Origin of the sequence: Litoreibacter roseus (assembly GCF_009811795.1) — a bacterium.
Classification (GTDB): Bacteria; Pseudomonadota; Alphaproteobacteria; order Rhodobacterales; family Rhodobacteraceae; genus Litoreibacter; species Litoreibacter roseus.
Window position 1 is genome coordinate 127,102 of the sequence record NZ_BLJE01000006.1, and the last position, 25,702, is coordinate 152,803.

Sequence of the window (25,702 nt, forward strand, 5' to 3'; positions counted from 1 at the left end):
TCAAGGTAGTGCGATGCGGGCGCCAAGCGCCATGACAATGCCGCCGAACAGACGGTCCAGCCAGCTCTTTGCCCGGGCATAGGCTCTGCGTGGTGCCGGACGCGAGAACACCAGCGCAAGCGTACAATACCATGTGAATTCAATCGCGAAGATCACAAGTATGATCAGGGCGGCCCACCCAAGCGATGCGTCCGCTGGCATGATGCCCGTGAACACCGCCGCGAAATAGGCCAGCGCCTTGGGGTTGGCGATGTTGGTCCAAAGACCAAGGCGGATCAGGGCCAGGGGGCGTTTCACGGCTGCCGCGGACACGTCCGGCATCGGTTCTTTCGCGTGACGCCAGAGTGTGAACCCGATCCAGATCAGGAACGCTGCGCCCACGATGCGCAATGCGGTTTGCAAGAATGGTGCGATCTCGAATAGCAAAGACAGCCCGGCCAATGCGGACACCGCCCAGATGACAATTGCGATGGCCAAACCGAGACTGAGCAGAATGCCAGCGCGCGCGCCATCCGCCGCGGCGGTCTTGATAGTAAGCACGCCTGCCGGCCCAGGGCTCATTGCGATGAGAACTTGCAGACCCATCAACGTCAGAAGTGCGGCTAGCGTCACTTCTCGATATCCGGTGCGTCTACGGCCTTCATGCCGACCACATGATAGCCCGCGTCCACATGAAGCACTTCACCCGTGACCGCGCTGCCGAGGTCAGACAGGAGGTAAAGCGCCGAGTTGCCAACTTCCTCCTGCGTCACCGTCCGGCGCAAGGGGGCGTTGTACTCGTTCCACTTCAGGATGTAGCGGAAATCGCCAATGCCAGAGGCCGCAAGTGTCTTGATCGTCCCGGCACTGATCGCATTCACGCGGATGCCGTCCTTGCCCAGATCTTCGGCCATGTACTTGACGGACGCCTCCAATGCAGCCTTCGCAACACCCATAACGTTGTAATGGGGCATAACTTTCTCGGCCCCGTAATAGGTCAAGGTTAGCAGGGAACCCCCGTCGGGCATCATCTTTTCGGCTCTTTGTGCAACAGCCGTGAAAGAATAAACCGAAATGTCCATCGACATACGGAAGTTTTCGGGGGATGTATCAACATACCGACCCCGTAACTCGTTTTTGTCAGAAAAACCAATCGCATGCACGACGAAGTCAAGTTTCCCCCAGTCGGCGGCCAATGTCTCGAACAACGCGTCTATCGAGGCGGGCGTGCCGACGTCGCACGGCAGCACGTGCTTGGCACCAATACTGTCGGCCAATGGACGTACGCGCTTCAGCAAAGCTTCGCCCTGATAAGAGAATGCAAGCTCGGCGCCTTGATCCGCGCAAGCCTTCGCGATGCCCCAGGCAATCGACTTGTCGTTCGCCACGCCCATGATCAGGCCACGCTTGCCTGCCATCAAACCATTTGCCATTTCGCCCCTCGGACCCATCTTTATGTTTGGTTTCCGGTCTATGCGAAACAAGTTTGGGCTTCAAGGCGGCGTCGTAGGGTCGAATTGAATGCAAGGTCGCACTTGTTTCGTGGCAGCGGCTTGGTTGGTGAGATGTTTCGCGTTTTGGGGGTGTGATGAGCGACAGAACTGGCATTTTTGCGGGCGAAGATCCGTTTGTGATCGTCAAGGATTGGATGGCTGAGGCCGAGGCGTCCGAACCGAATGATCCCAATGCGATCGCTTTGTCGACCGTCGATGATGATGGGATGCCTAACGCCCGGATGGTGCTCTTGAAGGGCATCGAAGAGGACGGGTTTGTGTTCTACACCAACTACGGCTCAGTTAAGTCACGTGAATGCGGGACTGCGGGCAAGGCCGCTTTTGTGATACATTGGAAATCTCTGAGGCGGCAGGTTCGCGTCAGGGGGCACGTGACGAAAGAGGATGGACCTAAGGCGGATGAATACTATGCGTCTCGATCGCTGAAAAGCCGGTTGGGGGCCTGGGCTTCCGAGCAGTCCAAACCGATGGCGTCGCGGGCAAGTCTGATGGCCAAAGTTGCGAAGGTGACTGCGGAACATGGGACGAACCCGGCACGGCCGCCCTTCTGGGGTGGCTTTAAGATCACGCCGGTGGAAATAGAGTTCTGGGCAGACGGTGCATTCCGCCTGCACGATAGGTTTCGATGGACCCGTCCATCAAAGGATGAAAAGTGGGCAGTATCTCGCCTAAACCCATAGGAAAAGCCTGGATTTGGGCGAATACAGGAAACACTTACTTTCAATGAACGTAAAACCGTGAAACCTTTTTTGAATGTAGCATGACGAGGTTGCCATGGGCAGGCATGGAGGCGTCGATGAATTCGGCGCAATTCTAATGAACGAAACAACGAGTGTGTCAGAAAGCGATTTCTGTATTGTGGGCCGCGTAAAGTGGTTTGATGCAGTGAAAGGCTTTGGATTTGTCGTCGCCGATACTGGCGGGCCAGACATCCTTTTGCATGCGAATGTGTTGCGGAATTTCGGACAGGGTTCTGTCGCGGATAACAGCGAGGTTGAGCTTCGGGTCCAGCAGACAGATCGCGGTTTGCAGGCTGTCGAAGTTCTGTCGCTGACACCGCCGACACTTGACCCAGAAACCAGCGCTTTGCCCATCATGGACGTCAACCTTGACGGCATCGGCCTGACACCGGCCCGGGTGAAATGGTTCGACAAGGCAAAAGGTTTCGGCTTCGCAAATGCCTACGGCACGTCTGAGGATATCTTCCTCCATGTCGAAGTCTTGCACAGATGTGGTCTCGCGGACCTGCAATCCGGTGAAGCCGTGTGCTTGCGGATTGTCGAGGGTGACCGGGGTAAGCTTGCTGCCGAAGTGCATGCGTGGGATTACGCGACCACCAACACCTGAACTATGACCTTCAGAATTTCTACGACGGCGACGATCTTTGCGCTGGCTTTTTTATCGGGGCCAGCGTTTGCGTCTTGTCAGCCGGACCGAGTGTCTTTGAAAGGCGATTGGGGGCAGGCGGACTTTTCTGTCGAGATTGCCGATGAGCCGGACGAGCGCAGTCTCGGGTTGATGAACCGCCCCGAGATGCCGCAGCAGGCCGGCATGTTGTTCATTTATGAACGCCCGCAAAGCGTCTCATTTTGGATGCGGAACACATTGATTCCTTTGGATATGATCTTCATCGATGAAGACGGCCAGGTGCAAAAGGTGCACGAAAACGCCGTTCCGCTGGATGAGACGCCTATTTTTGGGGGGGCGGACATTCTCGCCGTTCTCGAGATTAACGGGGGGCTGGCCAGCAAACTCGGCATTGCTGAAGGGACCTTGGTGCGCCATCAGGACCTTCCGCAGGACAGCGCCGCGTGGGCGTGCGAATAATGCGGCGGCCCATAGTTCAAAAAGCCGTTTTTGCACTTTTCAAACCGCTCAACACTCGCTAGGAACGCCGTCACAGATGGACGGGGCGTGGCGCAGCCTGGTAGCGCACCTGTTTTGGGTACAGGGGGTCGGAAGTTCGAATCTTCTCGCCCCGACCATCTGGTGATTTCCCACACATTCTCAAAAGATGATGCTACGATACGGCTCATGACCGCAACGTTTGAGCCGTTTGATGGTATCAACGCGAAGCAGTCTGTGACGGGCACAGGGTATTTATGTCGCTGGATAAGAAATTTTACGACTTTATAAATATCTGCCAACAATCGAATGATGTCCGCGACGTTTGGATGGGGCTTGTCGACTTTCTGTTTTGCCGCGGCATGAAGATGGTGTCCTACCACCATTACGATCCGCAGCTGGCGGGCGACGCCACGATGATCTACGCCGAGGGGTTTCCCAAGGACTGGGTCAACACCTACATCGCTCAGAAACTCTACCGCATTGATCCGATCCCAGGCCTTGCCGCAACGCGATCTTCGCCTTTTCGATGGTCTGAAATCCGCAAGCTGACGAAGCTGCTGGAGGATGAAGACAAGTATATGAAGGATCTTGAGGCTGCGGAGCTGGGCGATGGTCTGGCAATGCGTGTCTTCGGACCAAGTCAGCGCACCGGATATGTGGGCATCGGATTTGGGTCAGATGTGCGCAGCACGCCATCCGCGCTGGATATTCTGGAATTTCAATGTGCGGCCCAGATTGCGCATCTACGCTATTGCGAGATTACGACCGAGGAGCGCGAAGAGCGCCCCACGCTCTCGGCCCGCGAACGGGAAATTCTGCAGTGGATCGCACGTGGTAAGAGCAACTCGGTCATTGCTGAAATTCTCGACCTGTCGCCGCACACGGTTGACACGATGCTGCGTCGGATTTTTGAAAAGCTGGAAGTGTCTGACCGGACGACCGCTGCCATTCGTGGGTTGGGGGCGGGACTTTTGAACTACGAGCGACTCGGTCGCGACTAGATAAGGGGTCAATGTCGCCTTCTTATAGGGCGCCGAACTATATCTGGTGGCGGGTATGGCAAAAAAGACAACATCCTGAAGTCGTTAATTCGAATCTCTCGCGGCTTCACGTAAACCACCAATTTCGGCAGATAACCGCCTGCGTTTTTTTCATTTTTCCCGGACGTGTCTGAGCCTGCTGCAGTTAACACTTCCGAGGATCTGTACAGACCCACCGAGCGGCGTTTTCAGTCAAGTCGGAAAATTGCAAAATCTCGGTAAAAAATCCGTTGACCCAGAGTGAGCAAATACGTCAAGTTGTGTGGGCTGACGGGTTCGACACCATATATGGGGTTGCACCCTAGGGACGGGACACAAAATACCGAAGATGACAGAGCATCGAAAGATGCCGAGCTGTGCTGCTGTTGGCGGTGCAAGCGGTGGAGTTCTGCGCCTGATAAAGGCAGCGGGTCGTGCGGAGGCAGGCCAAGACGAAAGACATGCGCACCGGCGTTGGACGCCAACGCTACAAAGGATGGGACAACCGTAAGATGAAGATTGATCGCAAGCTGACCGTTGCAGGAAAAGACGCCTACGACGCCCTGGAATTCACCACCACCGCATCCGAGATCCGGAATCCGGATGGGACGATCGTCTTTCAACTGAATGAGGTGGAAGTCCCGGCTGGCTGGAGCCAGGTCGCCAGCGACGTGATTGCGCAAAAATACTTCCGGAAAGCGGGCGTCCCTGCACGCACCAAGAAAGTTGCAGAAAAGGGTGTACCGTCCTTCTTGAATCGCTCGGTTCCCGATGAGGCCGCGCTGAAGAAACTGCCTGAAGATCAGCGTTTTGGCGGCGAAACTTCCTCCAAGCAGGTCTTCGACCGGTTGGCAGGGGCATGGTGCTACTGGGGTTGGAAAGGTGGTTACTTCTCCACCGAGGCCGACGCGCAGGCGTATTTCGACGAGATGCGCGTCATGCTGGCCAAACAGATGGCCGCGCCGAACTCCCCCCAATGGTTCAACACGGGCTTGCATTGGGCCTACGGCATCGATGGTCCTGCGCAGGGCCATCACTACGTCGATTACAAGACCGGCGTTCTGACAAAATCAAAATCGTCCTATGAACATCCCCAGCCGCACGCCTGCTTCATCCAGTCCGTGGCCGATGATCTGGTCAACGATGGCGGTATCATGGATCTGTGGGTCCGCGAAGCACGCCTGTTTAAGTATGGCTCCGGCACCGGTACCAACTTTTCCAGCCTGCGGGCAGAGGGCGAGAAGCTGTCCGGCGGTGGCAAATCCTCGGGTCTGATGGGCTTCCTGAAAATCGGTGACCGGGCAGCGGGCGCGATTAAGTCCGGCGGCACCACACGGCGCGCGGCCAAGATGGTCATCGTCGACGCAGACCATCCGGATATCGAGGAATTCATCAACTGGAAGGTGCTGGAAGAGCAGAAGGTGGCGTCCATCGTCGCAGGCTCCAAAATGCACGAGCAAAAGCTCAACGCAATTTTCGCGGCAATCAAGGGCTGGGATGGCAAGACCGAAGATGCGGTTGATCCCAAGTCGAACCCGCAACTGAAAGACGCGATCCGCGACGCAAAGAAAGTCGCGATCCCGGAAACCTACGTGAAGCGCGTGCTGGACTACGCCCGCCAAGGGTATGACAGCATCGAGTTTCCGACATACGACACTGATTGGGACAGTGAAGCCTACAACTCGGTCTCGGGCCAGAACTCCAACAATTCGATCCGGGTCACGGATGCCTTCCTGAAGGCCGTCGAAAATGACGATGATTGGGAGTTGAAAAACCGCCGCGACGGCACCGTGTCCAAAACCATCAAGGCCCGCGATCTGTGGGAGCAGGTCGGCCATGCGGCATGGGCCTGTGCCGACCCAGGCATCCAGTATCACGACACGGTAAACGCGTGGCACACATGCCCGGAAGACGGCGCGATCCGCGGATCGAACCCATGTTCCGAGTACATGTTCCTTGATGACACGGCGTGCAATCTGGCCTCCATGAACCTGCTCACGTACTTTGCGGACGGCAAGTTCGACGCCGAGCTTTACATGCACGCCACGCGGCTCTGGACGCTGACGCTGGAAATCTCGGTTATGATGGCGCAGTTCCCGTCGCCAGCGATCGCACAGCGGTCCTACGACTTCCGCACGCTGGGTCTGGGCTACGCCAACATCGGCGGTCTGCTGATGAACATGGGGCTGGGCTACGACAGCGCCGAAGGCCGGGCTTTGTGCGGTGCACTGACCGCCCTAATGACGGGGGTCAGCTACGCGACATCCGCGGAAATCGCGAAAGAACTGGGGCCGTTCCCCGGCTACGAGAAAAATGCGAGCCACATGTTGCGGGTGATGCGCAATCACCGGAATGCAGCATATGGCAACAGCGACGGGTACGAAGCGCTGGACGTCAAGCCTGTCGCGCTTGATATCGACGGCTGCCCGGACGACACGCTTGTCGGACTTGCGCAAGCCGCGTGGGACGAGGCGCTGGATCTGGGTGAAAAGCACGGCTACCGCAACGCACAGGCCACAGTGATTGCGCCGACAGGCACCATCGGTTTGGTCATGGATTGTGACACCACCGGGATCGAGCCTGACTTTGCGCTGGTCAAATTCAAGAAACTGGCCGGTGGCGGATACTTCAAGATCATCAACCAGTCGGTGCCGGCTGCCTTGGAAACCCTTGGCTACGGTTCCGCCCATGTCGAAGAGATCGTGTCCTACGCTGTGGGCCACGCAACGCTTGGCAATGCGCCCGGGATCAACCACACGTCGCTGGTTGGACACGGGTTTGGCGAGGCGGAACTGGCCAAGATCGAAGCAGCGCTTCCGTCGGCCTTCGACATTCGCTTTGTCTTCAATCAGTGGACGCTGGGTGAAGAGTTCTGCACCGGCACGCTGGGTATCCCAGCGGCCCAATTGAATGACCCGAGCTTTGACATGCTCAAGCATCTCGGCTTCTCGAAAGATCAGATCGAGAGCGCGAACGACCATGTCTGCGGGACAATGACCTTGGAGGGCGCGCCCCATCTGAAGGAAGAGCACTACCATGTGTTCGACTGTGCCAACCCATGCGGGAAGAAGGGGAAGCGCTTCCTGAGTGTCGACAGCCACATCTATATGATGGCCGCGGCGCAAAGCTTCATCTCCGGCGCAATCTCCAAGACGATCAACATGCCGAACGACGCGACTATCGAGGACTGCCAGAAGGCATATGAACTCAGCTGGTCGCTCGGTGTGAAGGCCAATGCGCTCTACCGTGACGGCTCCAAGCTGTCGCAACCCCTTGCCGCGGCGTTGGTCGAGGACGATGAGGATGCGCAAGAGGTTCTGGAAAGCGGGACGAACACCGAAAAGGCGCAGGTTTTGGCCGAAAAGATCATCGAGAAGGTGATCGTGAAGGAAATCGTCCGCTCGCACCGGGAGAAGATGCCGGAGCGCCGGAAAGGCTACACGCAGAAGGCCGTTGTCGGAGGACACAAGGTTTACCTGCGCACGGGTGAGTACGAAGATGGCCAGTTGGGCGAGATCTTCATCGACATGCACAAGGAAGGCGCGGGCTTCCGCGCGATGATGAACAACTTCGCCATCGCAGTGTCCGTCGGGCTTCAATACGGTGTACCGCTGGAAGAATTCGTGGATGCGTTCACCTTCACCAAATTCGAGCCGGCCGGGATGGTGCAAGGCAATGACAGCATCAAAAACGCGACCTCGATCCTCGACTACATCTTCCGGGAACTTGCCGTGTCCTATCTGGACCGCACCGATCTGGCCCATGTGAAACCAACGGGCGAGACCTTTGACGATCTTGGTCGGGGCGAAGAAGAGGGTGTGCGCAACTTTGACGATGTGTCCGAGACCGCTGCATCCAAATCCCTCGAAGTGCTCAAGCAGATCAGCTCCACGGGATATCTGCGCAAACGCGTTCCGCAAGAACTGAAGGTCTTGCAGGGTGGCATGTCGGGCGTGACGGCAATGGGGGCAGTCGCCTTGGACGGCGCGGTTGATCCGGTGGGCGCGCTCCAGACACTGGTGCCCGAAGTGTCAACGGCACTTTCAAGCGGAACGGTCAGCCTGACCGCCCGCGATAAGGCCAAGATGCAAGGGTACGAGGGCGATCCGTGCGGCGAATGCGGCAACTACACGCTGGTGCGCAACGGTACCTGCATGAAGTGCAACACCTGCGGCGGTACGAGTGGCTGTAGCTGATGAATACCGTTGCTAGAAGAATGAAAGGGAAGATTTCAGGCCTGTATCCGTTAGACAGTTTTGTTGATCAGGATGCCTGGCGAATTCTAATGCTACCCTATCTCAACCAGCCATGTTCGCATTGCGGAAGCTATACGCTATCGAAAGAGGATGCGATTTCCTTCTGCAATCATTGTGGAGAAGAAGAAGTCTTAGCCGAGGAGGGTTTGGACTGGGGGTAGTATCGCGCTTTCTAGCATATGGGTTGGACTCCGCAGGTTTTCTTTAAAACCAACTTTGTCCAACGCGGCGTATCTTTCTTCCAGAAAGATACGCCGGAGTTCCGGGGCGGGTGCGCTCGCCCTAGACGCGGATCAGGCCGCAGGCAAAAAAACTAACGGGCGGTAGAATGATGAGCCTGATCAGCGAAACTAGGGGTCCCTTCGGGGGCCCTTTTTTATGGCTGTTTCGCGGGCGGCAGACGGCCCGACGGTGAGTATTTTCGCCAGAAAGAAATCAACTGTCCCGTCCCTGTGCCACCAGCCGTGATTTCAAACCGGCGAACCGGGGATCGCCGATTTCCAATGCATAGACATACGCGTGGGTCAGGTAGAAGGCCTGCGCGTCGGAGGAGGGTGCGCAGTCTGCTGCCTCTACATAGAGTGTTATGAGGGCATCCAGATCATTTGCGCGGTGGGCCGCCAAAAGTCGCGCGTCCAGATCGCTCATTCGGCGGTGCGGCTGTGTCCCTGGCGATGTGCAAGGATCTGATCGGCCAACCAATCGTGGAAGCAATGGGTCGGGCCATCCATGGCAGGTGAAAACCGCCCGCCGTCAAATCCCGGTGAATGGCGCCCGCGTTGCATCCCTTCAACGACAAAAATGTCTTCTTCGAAGACGCCGCGCCAGAGTTCTGTGTTACGCGCCAGCATATCCGGGGCGACTTCGGGGGTGGCATAGTAGATGTGGACATGCTCAGACGTGTGAGCGAGGCTCTTCGGTTCCAGAATAATGGCGTAGCTGTGATCCCGCTGGGCCGCGAGAAGTACATTCGGATAAAGTGCGATGTACTCCGCGCCTTCGTCCCATTTCTTCGAAAGGTCGGCGAAATCTGCGAAGGTCGCCCCGGTTGAGCTTTCGAATTGCCGGTAGACCAAAGTTCCCTGACCGGAATACTTGCTCGGTTCCACAATGTTGTAGTGATCCTCCAGCCGGGAGTAGCTGTTGAGACCGGGATGGACCCACGGCAGATGATAGCTCTCGCAATAGTTCTCAACCGCGAGCTTCCAGTTGGTTTCAGCCTTCAGCGTAAAGGTGGCCTTGGGGCCGCCATGGTAGATGGGTTGATCGAATTCGCGCCAGCGATCGATAAGATCGGCGTGAACCTCCTCGAAGGGGGCGGCGTTACCTGAGACGTTGATAAATACGACATCGCGCCAGACATGGCTTCGAACTTCGAGAAGACCGAGCGTGTCGCGATCCATATCTGCGTGGCTGTTTTGTCCCGGCCCACCTACGTGAGGGGTCGCGACAAGTTTGCCCTCGGTCGAGTAGCACCAGGAGTGGTAGGGGCACCGAATTGCGCCTTCGATTTTGCGGGGTCCATCAACCAGGATCATACCGCGGTGACGGCAGATATTCTGAAAGACGCGCACCTGACCTGTCCGGTCGCGCAGGAGCAGAAAGGGCAGCCCCAGAAATTCCACAGGTTTTGCGTCACACGGCTCGGGCAGGTCAGTCGCAACCGCAAGACCGGTCCAGTTTGCAAAGAGGACCGCGTGCTTTTCTTCCTCAAACACCGTCGGGTCCGTGTAATGGGCATTTGGCAGGCCATTTGCCTGCGCCAGAGGGCGCTTGATGGCGGACAAATCAGTACTCATCGGGGCCTCCTTTGCGTCAGTCTTTTGTCAATCTTGGAAGATTCGGAGCGTTTCGACCCGTTTCCCCGCGACATAGAAAGTTCCGCCATGTCGCTCTGATGCTGAAAATCGGTCACCTCCCGCCGATTGTGTGCGTAGACTTGGGAAAGCTTTCGCCGATTTTCGCGGGTTTCGGATAAACAGGTTTGCGCGGGCGGGCCGTCGCCTGTGGCTGAAATCTGTTCTAGCGGAAAACGGCAGCTTTTCGGCCTGATTGCCTGACCCCCTGCACACCCGCGCGGTGCACTGCCATGTGTATCTCCACGCCAGACACGTAGTCGGGCGTCACATCTCACTGAAGGAGACCATTATGAAGAAAGTACTTATCGCGACTGCAGCTACACTTTTCGCAACAGCTTCATTCGCCGCCGTTGCAGACATGGATACAGACGGTGATGGCGTCGTGTCCTTCACCGAAATGCTGGCAGCTTACCCAACGCTGACAGAAGACGGCTTTGCAGCCGTTGACACAAACAGCGACGGTGTTGTCGATGACAGCGAAATCACTGCTGCTGAAGAAGGTGGGTTGATCCCGACTTCTGACGGCTAAAAGCACTTGCGCGCGGGCCGGAACTCGAGCCTCCCCTTACGCGATACCGGACCGCGCCACATGCTCCCCCGCCTTTGATCGGCTGCCTCTCGGTCGGATTAAGGCGGGGGTTTTCTATTTCGGATCAGGTCTCGGCCGGTCCCCGGGCAAGCGCGGCGACCCCGGTGCGCGCAAGTTCTTGCAGCCCAAGCGGGCGCATCAGGTCGGCGAAGGCGTCAATCTTCTCCGACGTACCGGTCATTTCGAAAACAAAGCTTTCCAGTGTGGAATCCACGACATTTGCGCGGAAGATATCCGCCAGCCTGAGGGCTTCAACACGCTTGTCCCCGTGACCTGCGACCTTGAACAATGCAAGCTCCCGTTCCACGGAAGGGCCTTCTTCGGTCAGGTCGTGGACCTCGTGAACGGGCACCATCCGACCGAGCTGCGCCTTGATCTGCGTGATCACCGCAGGCGTTCCGGTCGTTACAATCGTAATCCGGGACGTGTGACCTTCATGATCTATCTCGGCGACGGTCAGGCTTTCGATGTTGTAACCTCGGCCGGAAAACAACCCGATCACCCGCGCGAGAACGCCCGCCTCGTTCGTCACGATGACTGTCAGCGTATGCGTCTCTATGATATCGGCATTGGGGTCCTTGAGATCATAGGCCGAATGCTTCGACGTGCCTTTTTTGATTTTCAGCGTGGACATATGCGTCTTACTTTCCTGCGGCGGTCTGAGTTGACTGTTATCACACCAAAACCGCGCCTTTCGTGTCGATGGCGTCCTCGGTCGAGGCATCGCCCATCAGCATTTCGTTGTGCGCCGCGCCAGACGGGATCATGGGAAAACAGTTCTCATGCTTTTCTACAAGGCAATCGAACACAACCGGTCCGTCATGGGCCAGCATGTCGCGGATCGCGTCGTCCAGATCAGCTGGGTCGGAACAGATAATACCCTTGGCGCCGAACGCTTCGGCCAACTTCACGAAATCGGGCAAAGCCTCTGACCAAGAGTGGGAATAGCGGTTGGCGTGCAGCAGTTCCTGCCATTGGCGCACCATGCCCAGACGCTCATTGTTCAGGATGAATTGTTTGACCGGCAGGTCGTATTGCCGCGCGGTGCCCATCTCCTGCATATTCATCAGCCAGGAGGCTTCGCCCGCCACGTTAATAACCAACGCGTCCGGATGGGCCACCTGAACACCAACGGACGCGGGCAGGCCATAGCCCATCGTTCCCAAGCCGCCCGATGTCATCCAGCGGTTTGGTTCATCAAAACCAAGATACTGCGCGGCCCACATCTGGTGCTGACCCACCTCAGTCGTGATATATCGGTCCTTGCGATCTTTCGTCAGCGCTTCCAAACGTTGCAGTGCATATTGCGGTTTGACTACGGTTTCCGAATTTTTGTAGGAAAGACAGCGCACTGCACGCCATTCTTCAATCTTCGTCCACCACTTTGCCAAACCCTCCTTGTGGGTCTTGCGGCCCCGCGATTTCCAGATGCGCAGCAGATCCTCCAGCACGTGGCCGACATCGCCGATGATCGGAATATCCACGTGGATCACCTTGTTGATGGAAGACGGATCGATATCGATATGTGCCTTCTTGGATTTCGGGCTGAACGCGTCGACGCGGCCGGTGATCCGGTCGTCAAAGCGTGCCCCGATATTGATCATCAGATCGCAGTCATGCATCGCCATGTTGGCCTCGTAGAGCCCATGCATGCCCAGCATTCCCAGCCATTGCGGACCAGAGGCCGGATAACACCCCAAACCCATGAGTGTCGAGGTGACGGGAAAGCCCGTGGCCTTGGCCAGTTCGCGCAGCAGCTGCGTCGCAGCATCGCCGGAGTTTATGACCCCGCCGCCGGTATAGAGGATCGGGCGTTGCGCCTTCTCCATCAGCTCGGCCAGGGCGGTGATCGCGTCTATGTCGCCCTTCACGCGCGGGGCGTAGTGTTTGGTGTCCGCTTGCTGCGGCCCGACATAGGAGCCCTTTGCGAACTGAACGTCCTTCGGGATATCAACCAGAACGGGACCGGGCCTGCCATTTGTGGCCACATGGAACGCCTGATGGATCGTATCGCCCAGCTTGTCCGTCTCTTTGACCAGCCAATTGTGTTTCGTACAGGGGCGCGTGATACCGACGGTGTCCGCCTCCTGAAAAGCATCGTTGCCGATCATGAAGGTGGGCACCTGTCCCGACAGAACGATCATCGGGATCGAATCCATTAGCGCGTCGGTCAGACCAGTCACCGCATTGGTTGCACCTGGTCCAGAGGTAACCAGAACCACGCCAGGTTTGCCGGTGGCGCGGGCGTAGCCCTCTGCCGCGTGGGTCGCGCCCTGTTCGTGGCGGACGAGGATATGCTTGATCTCCGTCTGCTGAAAAATCTCATCGTAAATCGGAAGGACAGCGCCGCCGGGATATCCAAAGATCGTATCCACGCCCTGATCGATCAGAGCCTGAACCACCATTTGCGCACCTGTCATTTGACGTGTCATCTGTTTGTCTCCGCTGACGTCTTCGTCCGTTTCCCACAAAAAAGCCCCCGATCCTGCTGGGCGGGGGCGCATGGTTTCCGATATGGATGTCGTTTAACGACCCATGCACCACTTCTCCACAATGACGACGAGGATAGGCATTTTCCTCAAGCTCCTTTGCAAGTGCAGCGACATTAGCAAAGGAAAAGTGGGCGTCAACAGCCAAAGTATAAATTTTCTGTCGCTGGGCGGTGCTTTTGCGACTTTTTCTTTCGCAATTCGGGTCAGGCTCGGAATTTTCGAAATTTGTGCGCTTTAAGTTGTGTATCGCGCGCCCCTCTTTCATCGTGGCGCTGAGCGAATATAGGAAAGGTGCGGGCATGGCGAAGACGCGGATGGTTCATCAGTTCGGGATGGGAACATCGCTGCGGCGAATGGATTATACGGAGGCCGCTTGCCGTGCGGTGCGGGACGCCTTGTGGCACAATTCGCTGAGCGTCGCAGAAGCGTTCGGCGTCGAGAAAAGCGCAATGATCATTGAGGCCGAGATTGGAGTGCAAAATCCAGACGCGGTCGATCTGGACAAGGTGCGCGCGATCTTTCCCTACGGTCAGGCGAAGGTCTCGGTTCGGGCAGGCGGGCTGGATGTTCCAAAACCGGATAGCGACGCGGTGACGGTTATTGCGAACGCCGCCATCATCGTTTCGTTTGATATGGAGCCTGCATCATGAAGCGGATCATTCTTGAGATGGGGACCGGCAATGACCTGTATGGAATGGACTATACGAAAGCCGCCAGGCGGGCCATTCAGGACGCGCTGCACCATTCCTCGCTGGTGATGTTCAAATCCCTCGGTCTGGATCATGTGCAGATGAGCGTTCGCGTGACGGTTGCCGTGCAAGACCCTGCCAAGCTGGACCTTGAGGCGCTGAAGGCCGAACTGCCGCGGGGCAGGGCAGAGGTCAAAGCCGTCAAGGGGGGGCTGAACGTGGAAGATCCGGACAACGCCACCACCCATGTCATCGCAACCGCGGCGGTCGAGGCTTTTTTGCCGGTCGACGCATCCGACTGGCGGATATCCGGCGGCTAAAGTGCGTTGCCTGTTCCTTGCAGTACACCATGTTCCATTGCATAGCGGGTCAGGCCTGCGGTCGAGGTGATCCCAAGCTTGCGCTTGATATTCTTGCGGTGCGTCTCGACTGTATGGACCGAGATATCGAGATCGCGCGCGACTTCCTTGTTGGACTTCCCCTGCGCCAGCTGCAGCAGAACGGTCTGTTCGCGGGCGGTGAGCATTTCCCGTCCACCTGTGTTCAACGGCTCGAGCGCCGTCGTCGCACCGGTGCAGAGATAGGTCTGTCCCTTCATCACCGTGGTGATCGCGGTGTAAATCTCTTCGATGGGTACGTCTTTCAGAACATATCCGCGGGCGCCGTGGCTCATCGCGGTCGAGACGTATTCCGGGGCATTGTGCATGGACAGGATCAGAATTCGGGTCTCTGGATTGCGTTCAAGCAATTGTTCCGTGGCCGACAGCCCGCCCAGCTGCGGCATGTTCAGGTCCATCAGGATGACATCCGGCGCCAGATCCGCGACGTTGTCGAGCGCGTCTTGTCCGTTTCCGAGCAGACCCACGACTTCAATCTCGTCATAGGTGTCAAGGATGGCGCGGATCCCCTCGGCGACCATGGGGTGGTCATCGACGATCAGAACGCGAATTGTCATGCGGTTTTCCTTGTGTCTGACCGGTTGATGGATTGTTCCGGCGGAAGCATATGGCTGAGCGGGACGGAGGCTTCAACCATTGTGCCTTTTTCCGAGGACAGGACGCGGAGCGTGCCGTTCAACTGATCGATCCGCTCCTGCATGTTCCGCAGCCCCAGACCGCCGGATCCGCCGCCGGGAGTCGTGAGACCCCGCCCATTGTCCTGAATTCGGAGGGTCGCGCCCTTGCGGTGGCCGAACACATCGACCTTCACTTCGGTTGCATCAGCGTGCCGCTCCACATTGGTCAGAGCTTCCTGGGCGATGCGGTAAAGCGCGATCTTGGCGTCATCGTCCAACCTGTTGCGGAACACGACCGTTTCAAAATACGTGTCGATCCCTGTTCGTGCGCGAAATGCATCGATCAGCGATTTCAACGCAGGACCAAGGCCCAGATCATCTAGCACGCCGGGACGCAGATCCGCCGAAATGCGCCGCACTTCGTGGATCGCGCCGGTCAGTCCGTCAATGCCTTGATCCAGATTGTCCGACGCGCCCTGATCGCCTGATTTCAGTCGGCGGCGGGCCAGCTCGAGCGTATAGCGCACGCCGATCAGAATTTGGCTGATGCTGTCGTGCAATTCGCGCGCCACGCGGCCCCGTTCTTCCTCTTGCGTGTCCAGAATGCGTTCGGTCAACGCTTTGAGCTTGGTGTCGGCCAAGCGCCGTTCCCGTAGGTTCAGAAGAAGTCCGGTGACGAAAACGGCGACAAGTGCGGCGATGGTAATGAGCACGATGATTACGAAGGTCTCGCGGATCCGCGCCGTGGTGTCGGCTCGTGCTGTGCTGACGGTTTCTAGCACATCGTCGATAAAGATACCTGTGCCCAATGCCCATCGCCAGTCCTGCAATCCGATCACATAGGTGACCATGCGGGCCGTCTCCCCGGTGGATGGCTTGGTCCAGTCATAGGTGTGATAGCCGCCGCCCGACCGCGCGGTCTCAATGAGGGCGTCCACAACCGGAACACCGTTATGGTCGCTGAGACCGGACCAGTTTTGGCCAATTAGAGAGGTTTGGCGCGGGCTCACCAGATTGTTGCCGTCATAGTCGTAGACGAAAAAGAAGCCGTCCTGACCGTACAGCATAGCACTGAGGACCTGCGTCGCCTCAAGCTTAGCCCCTTCATCAAAGGGAGAAGCGTTGCCGTAGATCGACCCGATCGCCGTGCGTGCAAGCGACAGGTAGTTTTTCAACTCTGCCCGCTTGGCCTCAATCAACTGTGTCTCAAGTTCCCGGATTTCCGTCTCGGCCAGAATGCGCGACTGATTGGTCACCACCACGGCAATCGCGCCGACAGCAAGAACAAGCGGCAGGGTGGCCAGCAGAAAAATCTTCTGGCCGTAGCTCAGGGTGCGCCGGCGCACAAATTTTGTCTTCAACAGGGTCACTACCCGAGCTTACGCCTTCGAATCGCCAACGGAGGCAGCCGTTGGCCGCAGATATGTGTACTCCGCTTGGGCGAAAACGTGCAAATTGGTAAATTTTGTTAACAAATCGGGACCGTCTACCGGCCATTGGGTATTTCACCTTATCCCGCGTCTCGCTACAAACAGCGCACTGTAAACGATCCGGGTCGTTCCAATCGCACGTGGAACGAGTCGAATATTTGGGAGGAGACACCTATGGATCGTCGTTCATTCTTGAAAAATTCCGCATTGGGCGGAACCGCTGCAGCGGCAACCACTCTGGCCGCACCAGCGTACGCACAAGGCAACCGCACACTGACCATGGTCACCACGTGGGGCCGTGGTCTGGCTGGTGTGTTCGACAGCGCACAAAAAGTCGCTGAAGACATCACTTCCATGTCCGACGGTCAGTTGACCGTTGATGTGAAGGCCGCCGGTGAGCTGGTTGGCGCATTCGAAGTTTTTGACGCCGTGACTGCAGGTCAGGCCGATATGTATCACGCGGCTGACTATTACTTCGTAGGTCAGCACCCAGCCTATGCCTTCTTCACGTCCGTACCGTTTGGTATGACCGCGCAAGAGCTGGTCAACTGGTACCACCACGGCAACGGTGCGGCCCTGCATGACGAGTTGGGTCAGATCTTCGGTCTGAAATCCTTCCTTGCCGGTAATACGGGCGCACAGGCCGGTGGCTGGTTCCGCAAGGAAATCGCAGGCCCAGAAGACTTCAACGGTCTGAAATTCCGCATGCCCGGTCTGGGCGGTAAAGCCCTTGGTAAACTGGGCGCATCCGTTCAGAACCTTCCCGGCGCGGAAGTGTACCAGGCGCTGGCCTCCGGTGCGATCGACGGCACCGAATGGATCGGCCCTTGGGCAGATGAAAAGGCGGGCTTCCAGGAAATCACGAAGACTTACTACACCGCTGGCTTCCACGAGCCGGGCGCGGGTCTGTCCCTTGCGACCAACCGCGACGTCTTTGATAGCCTGACACCTGCACAGCAGAAAATCATCGAAATCGCATCTGCCAGCACACACCAGTGGAACCTCGCACAGTTCCTCAATAACAACGGTGCAGCGCTTCAACGTCTGCAATCCTCCGGTGTGAAAACGCTCGAATTCCCTGACTCCGTCTGGGATGCCTTCGGCCGCGCCTCGCAGGAAGTCCATGACGAGAACATGGGCGACGAGCTCTACAAGAAAGTCTATGACGACTACCAAGTGTCGCTCAAGGCGTCTTCTGGCTGGATCGTGAAGTCCGATGGCGCATACCGCGCACAGCGCGACCGCGTTCTGGGCTAAACCTTCGGGCGTTTCGTCGCCTTTAGAAAACCGGGTCTGCCCATAGCGTAGGGCAGACCCCACCGCTTATCCCGGCCTGATGTGTCGCACCACAGAAGGTCAGACGGGACAGGGCAATCTGCACCAAACGTGCAGGAATTCTACGCAGGGGGAGTGACCATCATGGATGGGATCGTCTGGTTTTTCACCAACATCGCTATGGCGTTTTACAACCTGTTCTACGCCATCACGCATCCGATGCTGTGGCTGGACTGGCTGACATGGGCCAACACCACTGAAGACAAAGAATCCCTCATGCGGGTGATTTATTACGGGGGCTCGGTCGAGTTCTTCTTCGTGATCTTCACGGTCTTCCTTGTGCTGACGATCTTTGGCCTCATTTACAATAGGTTCATGTGGGGCTGTGTGCAGGTGCTGGAAGGTATCGCCAATGGCATTGGCCGCTTCTTTGCGTGGGCCGGCCTTCTGATGGTGCTCCAGCAGATCGTCATCATCTTCATGCAACGTATCTTCACCCGGGCGGATATTTCCCTTGGGTTCGGGATGAGTTTTGCCAAAGACATCAGCTGGTGGGCCGAGGAACTGAAGCTGTATAACGCGCTCGTCGTGACGCTTTGTTGTACCTACACGTTTGTGCAAGGCGGCCATGTGCGGGTCGATCTGGTCTATTCTGCCGTCAAGTATCGCACCAAGAAGGTTATCGACATGTTTGGGTCGGTCTTCTTCATGATGCCAGCGGCGGTCCTGACGTGGATGTATGGCTGGTACTTCCTCTGGCGTCATCTCGTGGTTCCGAAGCCATCGGCCTCGGACACATTGGACCGGCTGCTCTTGAAGGCGCGGGCTGTGCGCTGGAACGTCGAGACAATTGGCTTCTCACCGAACGGCTTCAATGCCTACTTCCTCTTCAAGATCCTTCTGTGTGCGTTCACCGCCTTGGTGTTCCTGCAGGCCATCGCGTTCCTCTACCGGTCGTATCTGGAGTGGAAAGAAGGCCCCGCCGCCGAAGGCGACTACCTCGATAAAGACGTGTTGGGCGATGAAAACGCCGAACGCGTCGCAGAAATTCACTAAGGGACGAGAGCGATGTTGTTTGGACTTGATGGCGTCGAGATCGGCCTGATCATTGTGTTTCTCTGCCTGTTCGCGGGCATTCTGTCTGGCTTCCCTGTGGCATTCGCCATTGGCGGCTCGGCGGTGATCTCCTTCGGGATCATCGCGGCGCTCGACAGCTCTGGCCTGCTTATTCACCAGGCCATTGATACAAGTTCCGCACAATACGCGGCCTTGTTGTCAGAAGGGCTGAAGCCGGAAACCATATCCATCTTCCGATACCCGGATTTGCCGAGGATCGGGGAGCCTGTCTTTGTTCAGGGCTGGGAAATGGCGCTGGACCGGAACGTTTCGTTCATTGTGAACCGGATCAACGAGCGTGTTCTGGCAGGGCAGTCCATCGAAACGCTTCTGGCCGTTCTGATGTTCGTTCTCATGGGCATCACGCTCGAACGCTCAAAGATCGCCAATGATCTGCTGACAACCATGGCGCGTGTCTTCGGTCCACTTCCGGGCGGCCTGGCTGTGTCGGTCGTGGTTGTGGGGGCTTTCCTTGCGGCGTCTACAGGGATCGTCGGAGCCACGGTTGTGACCATGGGTCTGCTTTCCCTGCCAACAATGCTGCGGAACAACTATTCCCCCGAACTGGCAACCGGCGTCATCGCGGCGTCGGGTACATTGGGACAGATCATCCCGCCGTCTATCGTGATTGTTCTGCTGGGAACGTTGGCCGGTGACCTCTATTCCGCCGCGCAGGAAGCGCGTGCGCAGGAGGTTGGCTGTACGGATGCGTTGACGTATCTGGGCGAGCCTGCCGTTGTGTCCGTGGGCACGTTGTTCCAAGCGGCGCTGTTGCCGGGCATTCTGCTGGCGGCCCTCTATGCGGCCTATGCGTTCGGCTATGCTGTTGTGAACCCGTCCAAGGCCCCCGCGGTTGAAATGGGTTCGGCCAATGGTGAGCCGATCCGGCGGGGCGAGGCGCTGACATGGTTCCTCTTCGCACCGATTGGTTTGATCGCGGGTTTCTTCCTCCTGATCCAAGTGGGACTTATCGGCTCTCAGAACATCACGGTCGACAGCTTCTCCGACGCGGGTCAGAGTGCATCGTTGCGGACGAATGTTGCGCCGGATTGCGCGGAAGCGATGATCGAACTGCACGGACAGCAGGCCTGGGATGCCGCAGTGGCCGAGCAAGAGACGATCAACGAAGCCGGCGGCGTTGCCCAGAGCGTCAGGCTCACACCGGAAGAGTATGAGGCCGCTGTAATCGCCAAGATCGAGAACGCGGCGCCTATTGGCACGGGTATCGCAGTCGGATTTCTGCTGATCGGTCTGATCTTGACGACGGCGCGCGGGGTTTCCCCGTCTGCCAACAGTTCGGCGCTGCTGATGGGGGCTGCAGGCATCGGGCTTGGTCTTTTGATCGATGCGGTCTTTATTTCGCCCCTGACAACGCCGGGGACGACGGTCCTGCTGATGCTGGTACCGCTAATCTTCATCTACGTGGGCGGCAAGTTCGCCGCGCGGCTTCTGGGCCAGAACGAGCTTTTGCGGGTGGTGTTCCCGCCGCTCATGCTGATCGTGGCGGTGTTGGGATCGATCCTTGGCGGGATCACGAACCCCACGCCCGCAGCGGCGCTTGGGGCAGGGGGGGCCATCCTGCTGGCGGCCTACCGGAGATTGAAGGACGAAAACAAGTCCGGCCGGATTATCATTCAGGCAACCTTTGCGATCCTTCTGATGATCCTTGTGGGCGTGAACTTCGATCTTCGCGTAAACACATCAGATATCTCGTTCGAGAACCTCGTCGCGTTCCTCTTCGCCAAGGGCATGTACCTGTTTGCGATGTTTGGCATCCTCTACGCCTGCTGGACGCTGTTCGCCTATGGGGTGCTTAGTCCGGTGGTGCGGGAAACGGCCAAGGTCACGTCGATGGTATTCACCATCCTCATTGGTTCGCAACTTCTGAACCTTGTGGTGATCAGCTTCGGCGGGGAACACTACATCCAGCAGTTCCTCAGGAGCTTCGACAGTGAGTTCAAGGTCTTCATTATTGTGATGCTGGTCTTGTTCGTCTTGGGCTTCGTGCTCGACTTCCTCGAGATCATCTACATTGTGATCCCGATCGTTGGGCCGGTTATCTATGGCGGCACGATGGACCCGAAATGGGTGACGATCATGATTGCGGTGAACCTGCAGACGTCGTTCCTGACGCCGCCATTCGGATTTGCGCTGTTCTATCTCAGGGGCGTGGCACCGAAGGAGGTCACGACAGGACATATCTACCGCGGGATCATACCATTCGTGTTGATCCAGGTGGCAGGACTGGGGCTTTTGGCCCTGTTCCCCTCCGTGGTGACGATCTTACCGAACTTGATCGGAAACTGATGTGAAGAAGGGGGCATCGGCCCCCTTTTTTTCTGGCATCTGGCTCAGGTGAGCTGAAGCAGGTCCCAACGGTTGCCCCAAGGATCGCGCCACACAGCGACCTTGCCATAGGTCTCTGTCCGGGGGGCTTCTTCAAAGACCACGCCCTTGGCCAGCATCGCCTTGTGGCTTGCGTCGAAATCATCTGTATGCAGGAAAAACCCGACCCGACCGCCTGTTTGATTGCCAATCGCCTGCGTCTGGTCCGGACCATCCGCGCGGGCCAGCAGAATGCGCGTACCAGCGGCAGCGTCCGGCGCAATCAAAACCCAGCGTTTCGTTTCGCTCAGGCTTGTGTCTTCGACTAAGGTGAACCCGGCCTGATCCACATAGAACGCGATGCCCGCGTCATAGTCAGGCACGAGAATGGCAAACGCATGGATGTGCTTGCTCAAGGGGTCGTTTTGGAGGGGATGTCCGTGACCCGCTTCGGGTCGGTCGGTCGGGAGTCTGGCAGACTGATACGTGCAACTTGCTCTGCAATCGGATCAACCGACAACGGGTGGGTGTCGGCGGAATAGTCTTCCACGTCGCCAAGATCCTGCCACGTGCCGCCCCGGAAAATCTCGAGCGGGTTGAAACTGGCCTTGTAGCCCATCTTGGAGGATTGCGGCACCCAGTAGCCCAGATAGACATAGGGCAATCCAGCTTCCTGCGCGATGCGAACATGGTCAAGGATGATATATGTCCCCAGGCTTTCACGGGTGCGCAGAGGGTCATAGAACGAATAAACCATGCTGAGACCGTCATCGAGCACATCGGTCAGGCAAGTTGCGATCAGTTCCGGCCCTTCAGGCAGGGTTCGGTCCCAGTATTCGATGACGCGACTTTTGACCGGTGTCTCCTCGATCATCGCCGCAAACTCGAAGATATCCATATCCGCCATTCCGCCATCTGCATGACGACTGTCGAGGTAACGGCGGAACAAGTGATATTGCTCTTCAGTGGCCCAGGGCGATGTCGCTTCGCGTTCCAGCACGGCGTTCCGTTTCATCACCCGGCGTTGACTTTTCGACGGTTGGAAGTCTGCGACACGGATTCTGGCTGACAAGCAGGCAGAGCAATCGGCACAGGACGGGCGATACAGCACATTCTGAGAGCGACGGAAGCCCTGTTTGCTGAGTGTGTTGTTCAGAGTGTTTGCGTGTTCTCCTTGCAGCGCAGTGAACAGCTTCCGTTCCCGCCGCCCATCAAGATAGGGGCAGGTCTGAGGCGCGGTCACATAGAATTGCGGCGCAATGGGAAGGGTATGACGCATTTTTAATGTTCTTAGCTGCTATTCCGAGACAAGCTAGCAAGCCCCGCCTGCTACGTGCAAACTCTTTTTCATAGAGGTTAACAATTGCTTAAAGGGACACCGGATGTTGACCCGGTGTCCCTTTAAAAACAGGTTGAATATAGAATTGTGGCTTTATTAGTACCGTGCGGGGCGATTGATTGCGGCCGTGCCAATCAGAAGGTCGTGCAGACCTTGCCCGCGTCCACCCAGAAGCATCATCAAAAGAGAGATCATCTGCGGCAGGAAAAACGCGCTGGCAACCAGATATCCGATAGTGTGTAGCGCTGCGGTTCCTCCATCAAGGCGCGCGCCTTGATGATCTCGCAGTTCAATGTTGAAAAGGCGCATACCTAAAGTTGCGGATCGGGCTGAAATGGTGGTCACCCGGTAGACGACAGCGATCCCCAGATAGATGATGGGAAAGAAAAACCATCCGATAAAAAGGGGAAGCGTTGCCACGATCGCAGACAGTGTGCCGATCAGAATGACATCGACAATCCATGCCAGAAATCGCTTGAACGTGACCCCGACGTAGAACTCGGGCTGGGCCACCGGGTCGGGCAGCGCCGTTGTTGAGGCGGTCGTCTGTGGATCGAAATTCGTCATGAGACTGGACATGGGGCTCCTCTCGGGCGCTGTAAAGGGGGATCCGCCCGATGGAACCGGGCGGGGATGTTTATCGCGGGCAATCAGCCTTCGTCAGATCGCGTTTTCTTGGCGGTATCTGCGCGTTCGTTCATGAAGGCGTCAAATTCTGACTTGTCTTTTGCTTCACGCAGCCGTTCGAGAAAGGCCTCAAAAGCTTGCTGCTCGTCTTCAAGACGCTTCAGCATATCGGCCTTGTAACTGTCGAAGGCGGAGTTGCCGGACGACTTGAAAGCCTGTGGGGACGAAAAGCGACGACGGGACGTGCAGGGGGCGGAAAACATGCGTTTACTCCAGATCATATAGGCGAGAAGGGCGAGACCGACGGGCCATACGAAAATAAAGCCCAAAACCATGGCGGCGATCCATGCACCCTTTCCACGTTCATCCAACCATGCTTCGCTGCGCGCGAACCATGATCTGTTTGTGCTGGCGATAGTGTTCATCAAATGCTCCTCACTGTGTTGCGTTCATGTGAATGTTATTCACATTTACATAGATGGAGATGACGGTTTTGTGTTTCAAGATAAAAACATCCGATTTACGTAAAAATCCGAAAATGCATCGATATAGGCAAAAACTGCAATTCGTGGTACATTATATAGGGGCCTGGACCCCATTTGTTGATGTTTATTGAGTGAGGTATTGCCATGTTGTCGCGAACAGCCGCCGTTTTTCTTTGTGGATTTGGATCTCTTTCGATGGGGCCGCTGCCCGCAATCGCCCATGATTACCAAACCTGCATGTCCTTCCATCTCGCTGATTGTCAGATGTCCGGCGGAGGGGATCCCCTTGGCATCTGTCAGGCACAAGCCGACGCATTTTGCTCGAACCACGGGCATGGCGGGGGCGGGGGCTTTGATCCGTTCGACGAGCCGGTCCTGGCCATCGAAGACCGCGATGATCAGTTTATCGTCACGTATACTTTCTCGGTTGAAAGCCTGCCGGATGACAGCCGCAGGCTGCTGATGCAGACTATCAAGCAAAAGTCGCAGGGGATCGCGCGGGATGTCGCGCTACGGAACATGAGGTTCCGGCACTTCTCAAGCCGCACGGATCCTTAACGCAGCGGTAAAAAAGGCCCGCGTTGCGGCGCGGGCCTTCTGCTTCTTATGGTAAGCGCCTTAAGATGATATGTCGTAGGCCCGCTCGCCGTGAACAGTCAGGTCGAGGCCGGTCCGCTCCGTCTCTTCATCCACGCGAAGGGGCGTGATCAGAGCTGTAGTCTTGGCGAGAACGAAGGTCACGACCACCGTAAAGACACCGACGATGGCGAGGCTTCCAAGTTGTGCCGCCCACGCGCCTTGCCCGAAAGCTGCAATCATGATGGTGCCAAAAATCCCGCCGACGCCGTGAACAGCGAACACGTCCAGGGTGTCGTCGATTTTGAAGGTGTTCCGGATGAGGTTCACCGCCTCCTGGCAGAGTACGCCCGCGACCGCGCCGATGATCAGTGCCTCAACCGGGCCGACAAAGCCGGATGCGGGCGTAATTGAGGCGAGACCCGCGATTGTCCCGGTGACAAGTCCGACAAGAGAGGCTTTGCCGTATTTGATCCGTTCCCACGCAGCCCATGTCAGCGATGCGGTTGCCGCAGAGATATGTGTGACGGTCAGCGCCATCGCCGCACCCCCATCTGCGGCCAATTGCGAGCCACCGTTGAAGCCAAACCAGCCAACCCACAACAGTGCTGCGCCGATCATGACCAGACCGGGGGAATGTGGTGGCTTCGAATGATCGGACCGGGCGCCCAACATCACAGCCAGAACAAGTGCGGCCAGACCTGCGGTCTCGTGAACAACGATACCGCCCGCGAAATCGCGCACCCCCGTCTCGCCAAAGATACCTCCATCCGCCAGCATCCCGCCGCCCCAGACCCAATGGACAACCGGCGCATAGCACAAGAGCATCCAAAGCCCAGAGAAGATCATGACAAAGCCAAAGCCGATCCGTTCGACATAGGCGCCGACGATCAAGGCCGGGGTGATGATGGCAAACGTCATCTGAAAGGCGAAGAACAGAACCTCAGGTAGGGTTCCACTGAGGCTGTCAGGGGTGACGCCGCTGAGGAACATCTTGTCCAGACCGCCCCAATAGCCGCTTGTTCCGCTGCCAAACGCGATGGAATAACCCGCGATCAGCCACAGCAGGCTCATGAGGCACGCGATGGCATAGCAGTGCATAAAGACGCTCAGCACATTCCGCGCGCGCACCAGCCCGCCATAGAACAATGCCAGACCTGGCAGGGTCATCAACAAAACCAAGGCCGTGGCCACGATGATCCACGCGGTGTCCGCTCCGTTCATCTTTCTCTCCGTTTTTTTCTACTGTCCCGATCGGGTCAAAAGCGG

25 protein-coding genes and 1 tRNA gene are annotated in these 25,702 nt (G+C 57.2%); 13 read left to right on the forward strand and 13 right to left on the reverse strand.

The window, feature by feature from the left end; genetic code table 11:
• Both KIN_RS19550 and fabI read right to left on the reverse strand, forming a co-directional pair.
• Positions 1-612 (reverse strand): LysE family translocator, encoded by a 612-nt coding sequence (locus KIN_RS19550; protein ID WP_159810290.1) that lies wholly within the window; start codon positions 610-612, stop codon positions 1-3.
• Positions 609-1,412 (reverse strand): enoyl-ACP reductase FabI, encoded by an 804-nt coding sequence (fabI, locus tag KIN_RS19555; protein ID WP_159810292.1) that lies wholly within the window; start codon positions 1,410-1,412, stop codon positions 609-611. Before fabI ends, KIN_RS19550 begins: the two co-directional genes overlap by 4 nt.
• A gap of 155 nt (positions 1,413-1,567) precedes the next feature.
• On the opposite strand from fabI, the gene pdxH reads away from it, so the two are divergent.
• From pdxH to KIN_RS19585, 6 genes are all read left to right on the forward strand, one after another.
• Entirely contained in the window at positions 1,568-2,173 is a 606-nt protein-coding gene (gene pdxH, locus KIN_RS19560; protein WP_159810294.1) for a pyridoxamine 5'-phosphate oxidase, read from the forward strand.
• 136 nt (positions 2,174-2,309) lie between these two features.
• Positions 2,310-2,840: a cold-shock protein gene (locus KIN_RS19565; RefSeq protein WP_159810455.1), complete on the forward strand. Its 531-nt coding sequence runs from the start codon at positions 2,310-2,312 to the stop codon at positions 2,838-2,840.
• Positions 2,841-2,930: 90 nt separating this feature from the next.
• Positions 2,931-3,320 (forward strand): DUF192 domain-containing protein, encoded by a 390-nt coding sequence (locus tag KIN_RS19570; protein ID WP_373281683.1) that lies wholly within the window; start codon positions 2,931-2,933, stop codon positions 3,318-3,320.
• Positions 3,321-3,401: 81 nt separating this feature from the next.
• Positions 3,402-3,478: transfer RNA gene (locus tag KIN_RS19575), tRNA-Pro, on the forward strand.
• A gap of 189 nt (positions 3,479-3,667) precedes the next feature.
• On the forward strand, positions 3,668-4,342 hold the full coding sequence (locus tag KIN_RS19580) for a helix-turn-helix transcriptional regulator (RefSeq protein WP_243144983.1): 675 nt from the start codon (positions 3,668-3,670) through the stop codon (positions 4,340-4,342).
• A gap of 530 nt (positions 4,343-4,872) precedes the next feature.
• The gene (locus tag KIN_RS19585) at positions 4,873-8,556 is read left to right on the forward strand and encodes a vitamin B12-dependent ribonucleotide reductase (protein WP_159810457.1); all 3,684 of its coding nucleotides are present in this window, start codon (positions 4,873-4,875) and stop codon (positions 8,554-8,556) included.
• 495 nt (positions 8,557-9,051) lie between these two features.
• Here the strand turns inward: KIN_RS19585 and KIN_RS19590 are convergent, their stop codons facing one another.
• Together KIN_RS19590 and KIN_RS19595 are read right to left on the reverse strand one after the other, a co-directional pair.
• Entirely contained in the window at positions 9,052-9,264 is a 213-nt protein-coding gene (locus KIN_RS19590; RefSeq protein WP_159810300.1) for a hypothetical protein, read from the reverse strand.
• Positions 9,261-10,415 carry an aromatic ring-hydroxylating oxygenase subunit alpha gene (locus KIN_RS19595; protein ID WP_159810302.1) on the reverse strand — a complete coding sequence of 385 codons (1,155 nt, stop codon included), beginning with the start codon at positions 10,413-10,415 and terminating at the stop codon, positions 9,261-9,263. The genes KIN_RS19590 and KIN_RS19595 overlap by 4 nt, the downstream gene beginning before the upstream one ends.
• A gap of 349 nt (positions 10,416-10,764) precedes the next feature.
• Between KIN_RS19595 and KIN_RS19600 the strand changes: the two genes are divergently transcribed.
• The gene (locus tag KIN_RS19600) at positions 10,765-11,004 is read left to right on the forward strand and encodes a penta-EF hand family protein (protein ID WP_159810304.1); all 240 of its coding nucleotides are present in this window, start codon (positions 10,765-10,767) and stop codon (positions 11,002-11,004) included.
• A 124-nt stretch (positions 11,005-11,128) separates the two neighbouring features.
• On the opposite strand, the gene ilvN is transcribed toward KIN_RS19600, so the two are convergent.
• Together ilvN and KIN_RS19610 are read right to left on the reverse strand one after the other, a co-directional pair.
• Positions 11,129-11,698 (reverse strand): acetolactate synthase small subunit, encoded by a 570-nt coding sequence (gene ilvN / locus KIN_RS19605; protein WP_159810306.1) that lies wholly within the window; start codon positions 11,696-11,698, stop codon positions 11,129-11,131.
• Positions 11,699-11,738: 40 nt separating this feature from the next.
• Positions 11,739-13,496 carry an acetolactate synthase 3 large subunit gene (locus KIN_RS19610; RefSeq protein WP_159810308.1) on the reverse strand — a complete coding sequence of 586 codons (1,758 nt, stop codon included), beginning with the start codon at positions 13,494-13,496 and terminating at the stop codon, positions 11,739-11,741.
• 359 nt (positions 13,497-13,855) lie between these two features.
• Between KIN_RS19610 and KIN_RS19615 the strand changes: the two genes are divergently transcribed.
• Positions 13,856-14,206: a Lin0512 family protein gene (locus KIN_RS19615; RefSeq protein WP_159810310.1), complete on the forward strand. Its 351-nt coding sequence runs from the start codon at positions 13,856-13,858 to the stop codon at positions 14,204-14,206.
• Positions 14,203-14,565 (forward strand): Lin0512 family protein, encoded by a 363-nt coding sequence (locus KIN_RS19620; protein WP_159810312.1) that lies wholly within the window; start codon positions 14,203-14,205, stop codon positions 14,563-14,565. Before KIN_RS19615 ends, KIN_RS19620 begins: the two co-directional genes overlap by 4 nt.
• Here KIN_RS19620 and KIN_RS19625 read toward each other — a convergent pair.
• On the reverse strand, positions 14,562-15,200 hold the full coding sequence (locus KIN_RS19625; protein WP_159810314.1) for a response regulator transcription factor: 639 nt from the start codon (positions 15,198-15,200) through the stop codon (positions 14,562-14,564). The two genes, KIN_RS19620 and KIN_RS19625, sit on opposite strands and share 4 nt — an antisense overlap.
• Positions 15,197-16,606, reverse strand: coding sequence for a cache domain-containing protein (locus KIN_RS19630; RefSeq protein WP_243144984.1), 1,410 nt, complete (start codon positions 16,604-16,606; stop codon positions 15,197-15,199). Before KIN_RS19630 ends, KIN_RS19625 begins: the two co-directional genes overlap by 4 nt.
• 258 nt (positions 16,607-16,864) lie before the next feature.
• On the opposite strand from KIN_RS19630, the gene KIN_RS19635 reads away from it, so the two are divergent.
• The 3 genes from KIN_RS19635 to KIN_RS19645 all read left to right on the forward strand — a co-directional run bounded on the left by KIN_RS19635 (position 16,865) and on the right by KIN_RS19645 (position 21,388).
• Positions 16,865-17,947: a TRAP transporter substrate-binding protein gene (locus KIN_RS19635; RefSeq protein WP_159810318.1), complete on the forward strand. Its 1,083-nt coding sequence runs from the start codon at positions 16,865-16,867 to the stop codon at positions 17,945-17,947.
• A gap of 162 nt (positions 17,948-18,109) precedes the next feature.
• On the forward strand, positions 18,110-19,021 hold the full coding sequence (locus KIN_RS19640) for a TRAP transporter small permease subunit (RefSeq protein WP_159810320.1): 912 nt from the start codon (positions 18,110-18,112) through the stop codon (positions 19,019-19,021).
• Positions 19,022-19,033: 12 nt separating this feature from the next.
• On the forward strand, positions 19,034-21,388 hold the full coding sequence (locus tag KIN_RS19645) for a TRAP transporter large permease (RefSeq protein WP_159810322.1): 2,355 nt from the start codon (positions 19,034-19,036) through the stop codon (positions 21,386-21,388).
• Between the two features lie 44 nt (positions 21,389-21,432).
• Here the strand turns inward: KIN_RS19645 and KIN_RS19650 are convergent, their stop codons facing one another.
• The 4 genes from KIN_RS19650 to KIN_RS19665 all read right to left on the reverse strand — a co-directional run bounded on the left by KIN_RS19650 (position 21,433) and on the right by KIN_RS19665 (position 23,797).
• Positions 21,433-21,822 carry a VOC family protein gene (locus KIN_RS19650; protein ID WP_159810324.1) on the reverse strand — a complete coding sequence of 130 codons (390 nt, stop codon included), beginning with the start codon at positions 21,820-21,822 and terminating at the stop codon, positions 21,433-21,435.
• The gene (locus KIN_RS19655) at positions 21,819-22,685 is read right to left on the reverse strand and encodes an arginyltransferase (protein WP_159810326.1); all 867 of its coding nucleotides are present in this window, start codon (positions 22,683-22,685) and stop codon (positions 21,819-21,821) included. The genes KIN_RS19650 and KIN_RS19655 overlap by 4 nt, the downstream gene beginning before the upstream one ends.
• Before the next feature lie 156 nt (positions 22,686-22,841).
• On the reverse strand, positions 22,842-23,324 hold the full coding sequence (locus KIN_RS19660) for an RDD family protein (RefSeq protein WP_243144985.1): 483 nt from the start codon (positions 23,322-23,324) through the stop codon (positions 22,842-22,844).
• Positions 23,325-23,395: 71 nt separating this feature from the next.
• Complete coding sequence (locus tag KIN_RS19665; RefSeq protein ID WP_159810328.1) at positions 23,396-23,797, reverse strand: DUF2852 domain-containing protein; 402 nt, start codon at positions 23,795-23,797, stop codon at positions 23,396-23,398.
• A gap of 204 nt (positions 23,798-24,001) precedes the next feature.
• On the opposite strand from KIN_RS19665, the gene KIN_RS19670 reads away from it, so the two are divergent.
• A complete protein-coding gene (locus tag KIN_RS19670) occupies positions 24,002-24,415 on the forward strand; it encodes a hypothetical protein (RefSeq protein ID WP_159810330.1) in 414 nt (137 codons plus the stop codon).
• A 60-nt stretch (positions 24,416-24,475) separates the two neighbouring features.
• On the opposite strand, the gene KIN_RS19675 is transcribed toward KIN_RS19670, so the two are convergent.
• On the reverse strand, positions 24,476-25,657 hold the full coding sequence (locus KIN_RS19675) for an ammonium transporter (RefSeq protein ID WP_159810332.1): 1,182 nt from the start codon (positions 25,655-25,657) through the stop codon (positions 24,476-24,478).
• Between the last annotated feature and the right edge of the window lie 45 nt (positions 25,658-25,702).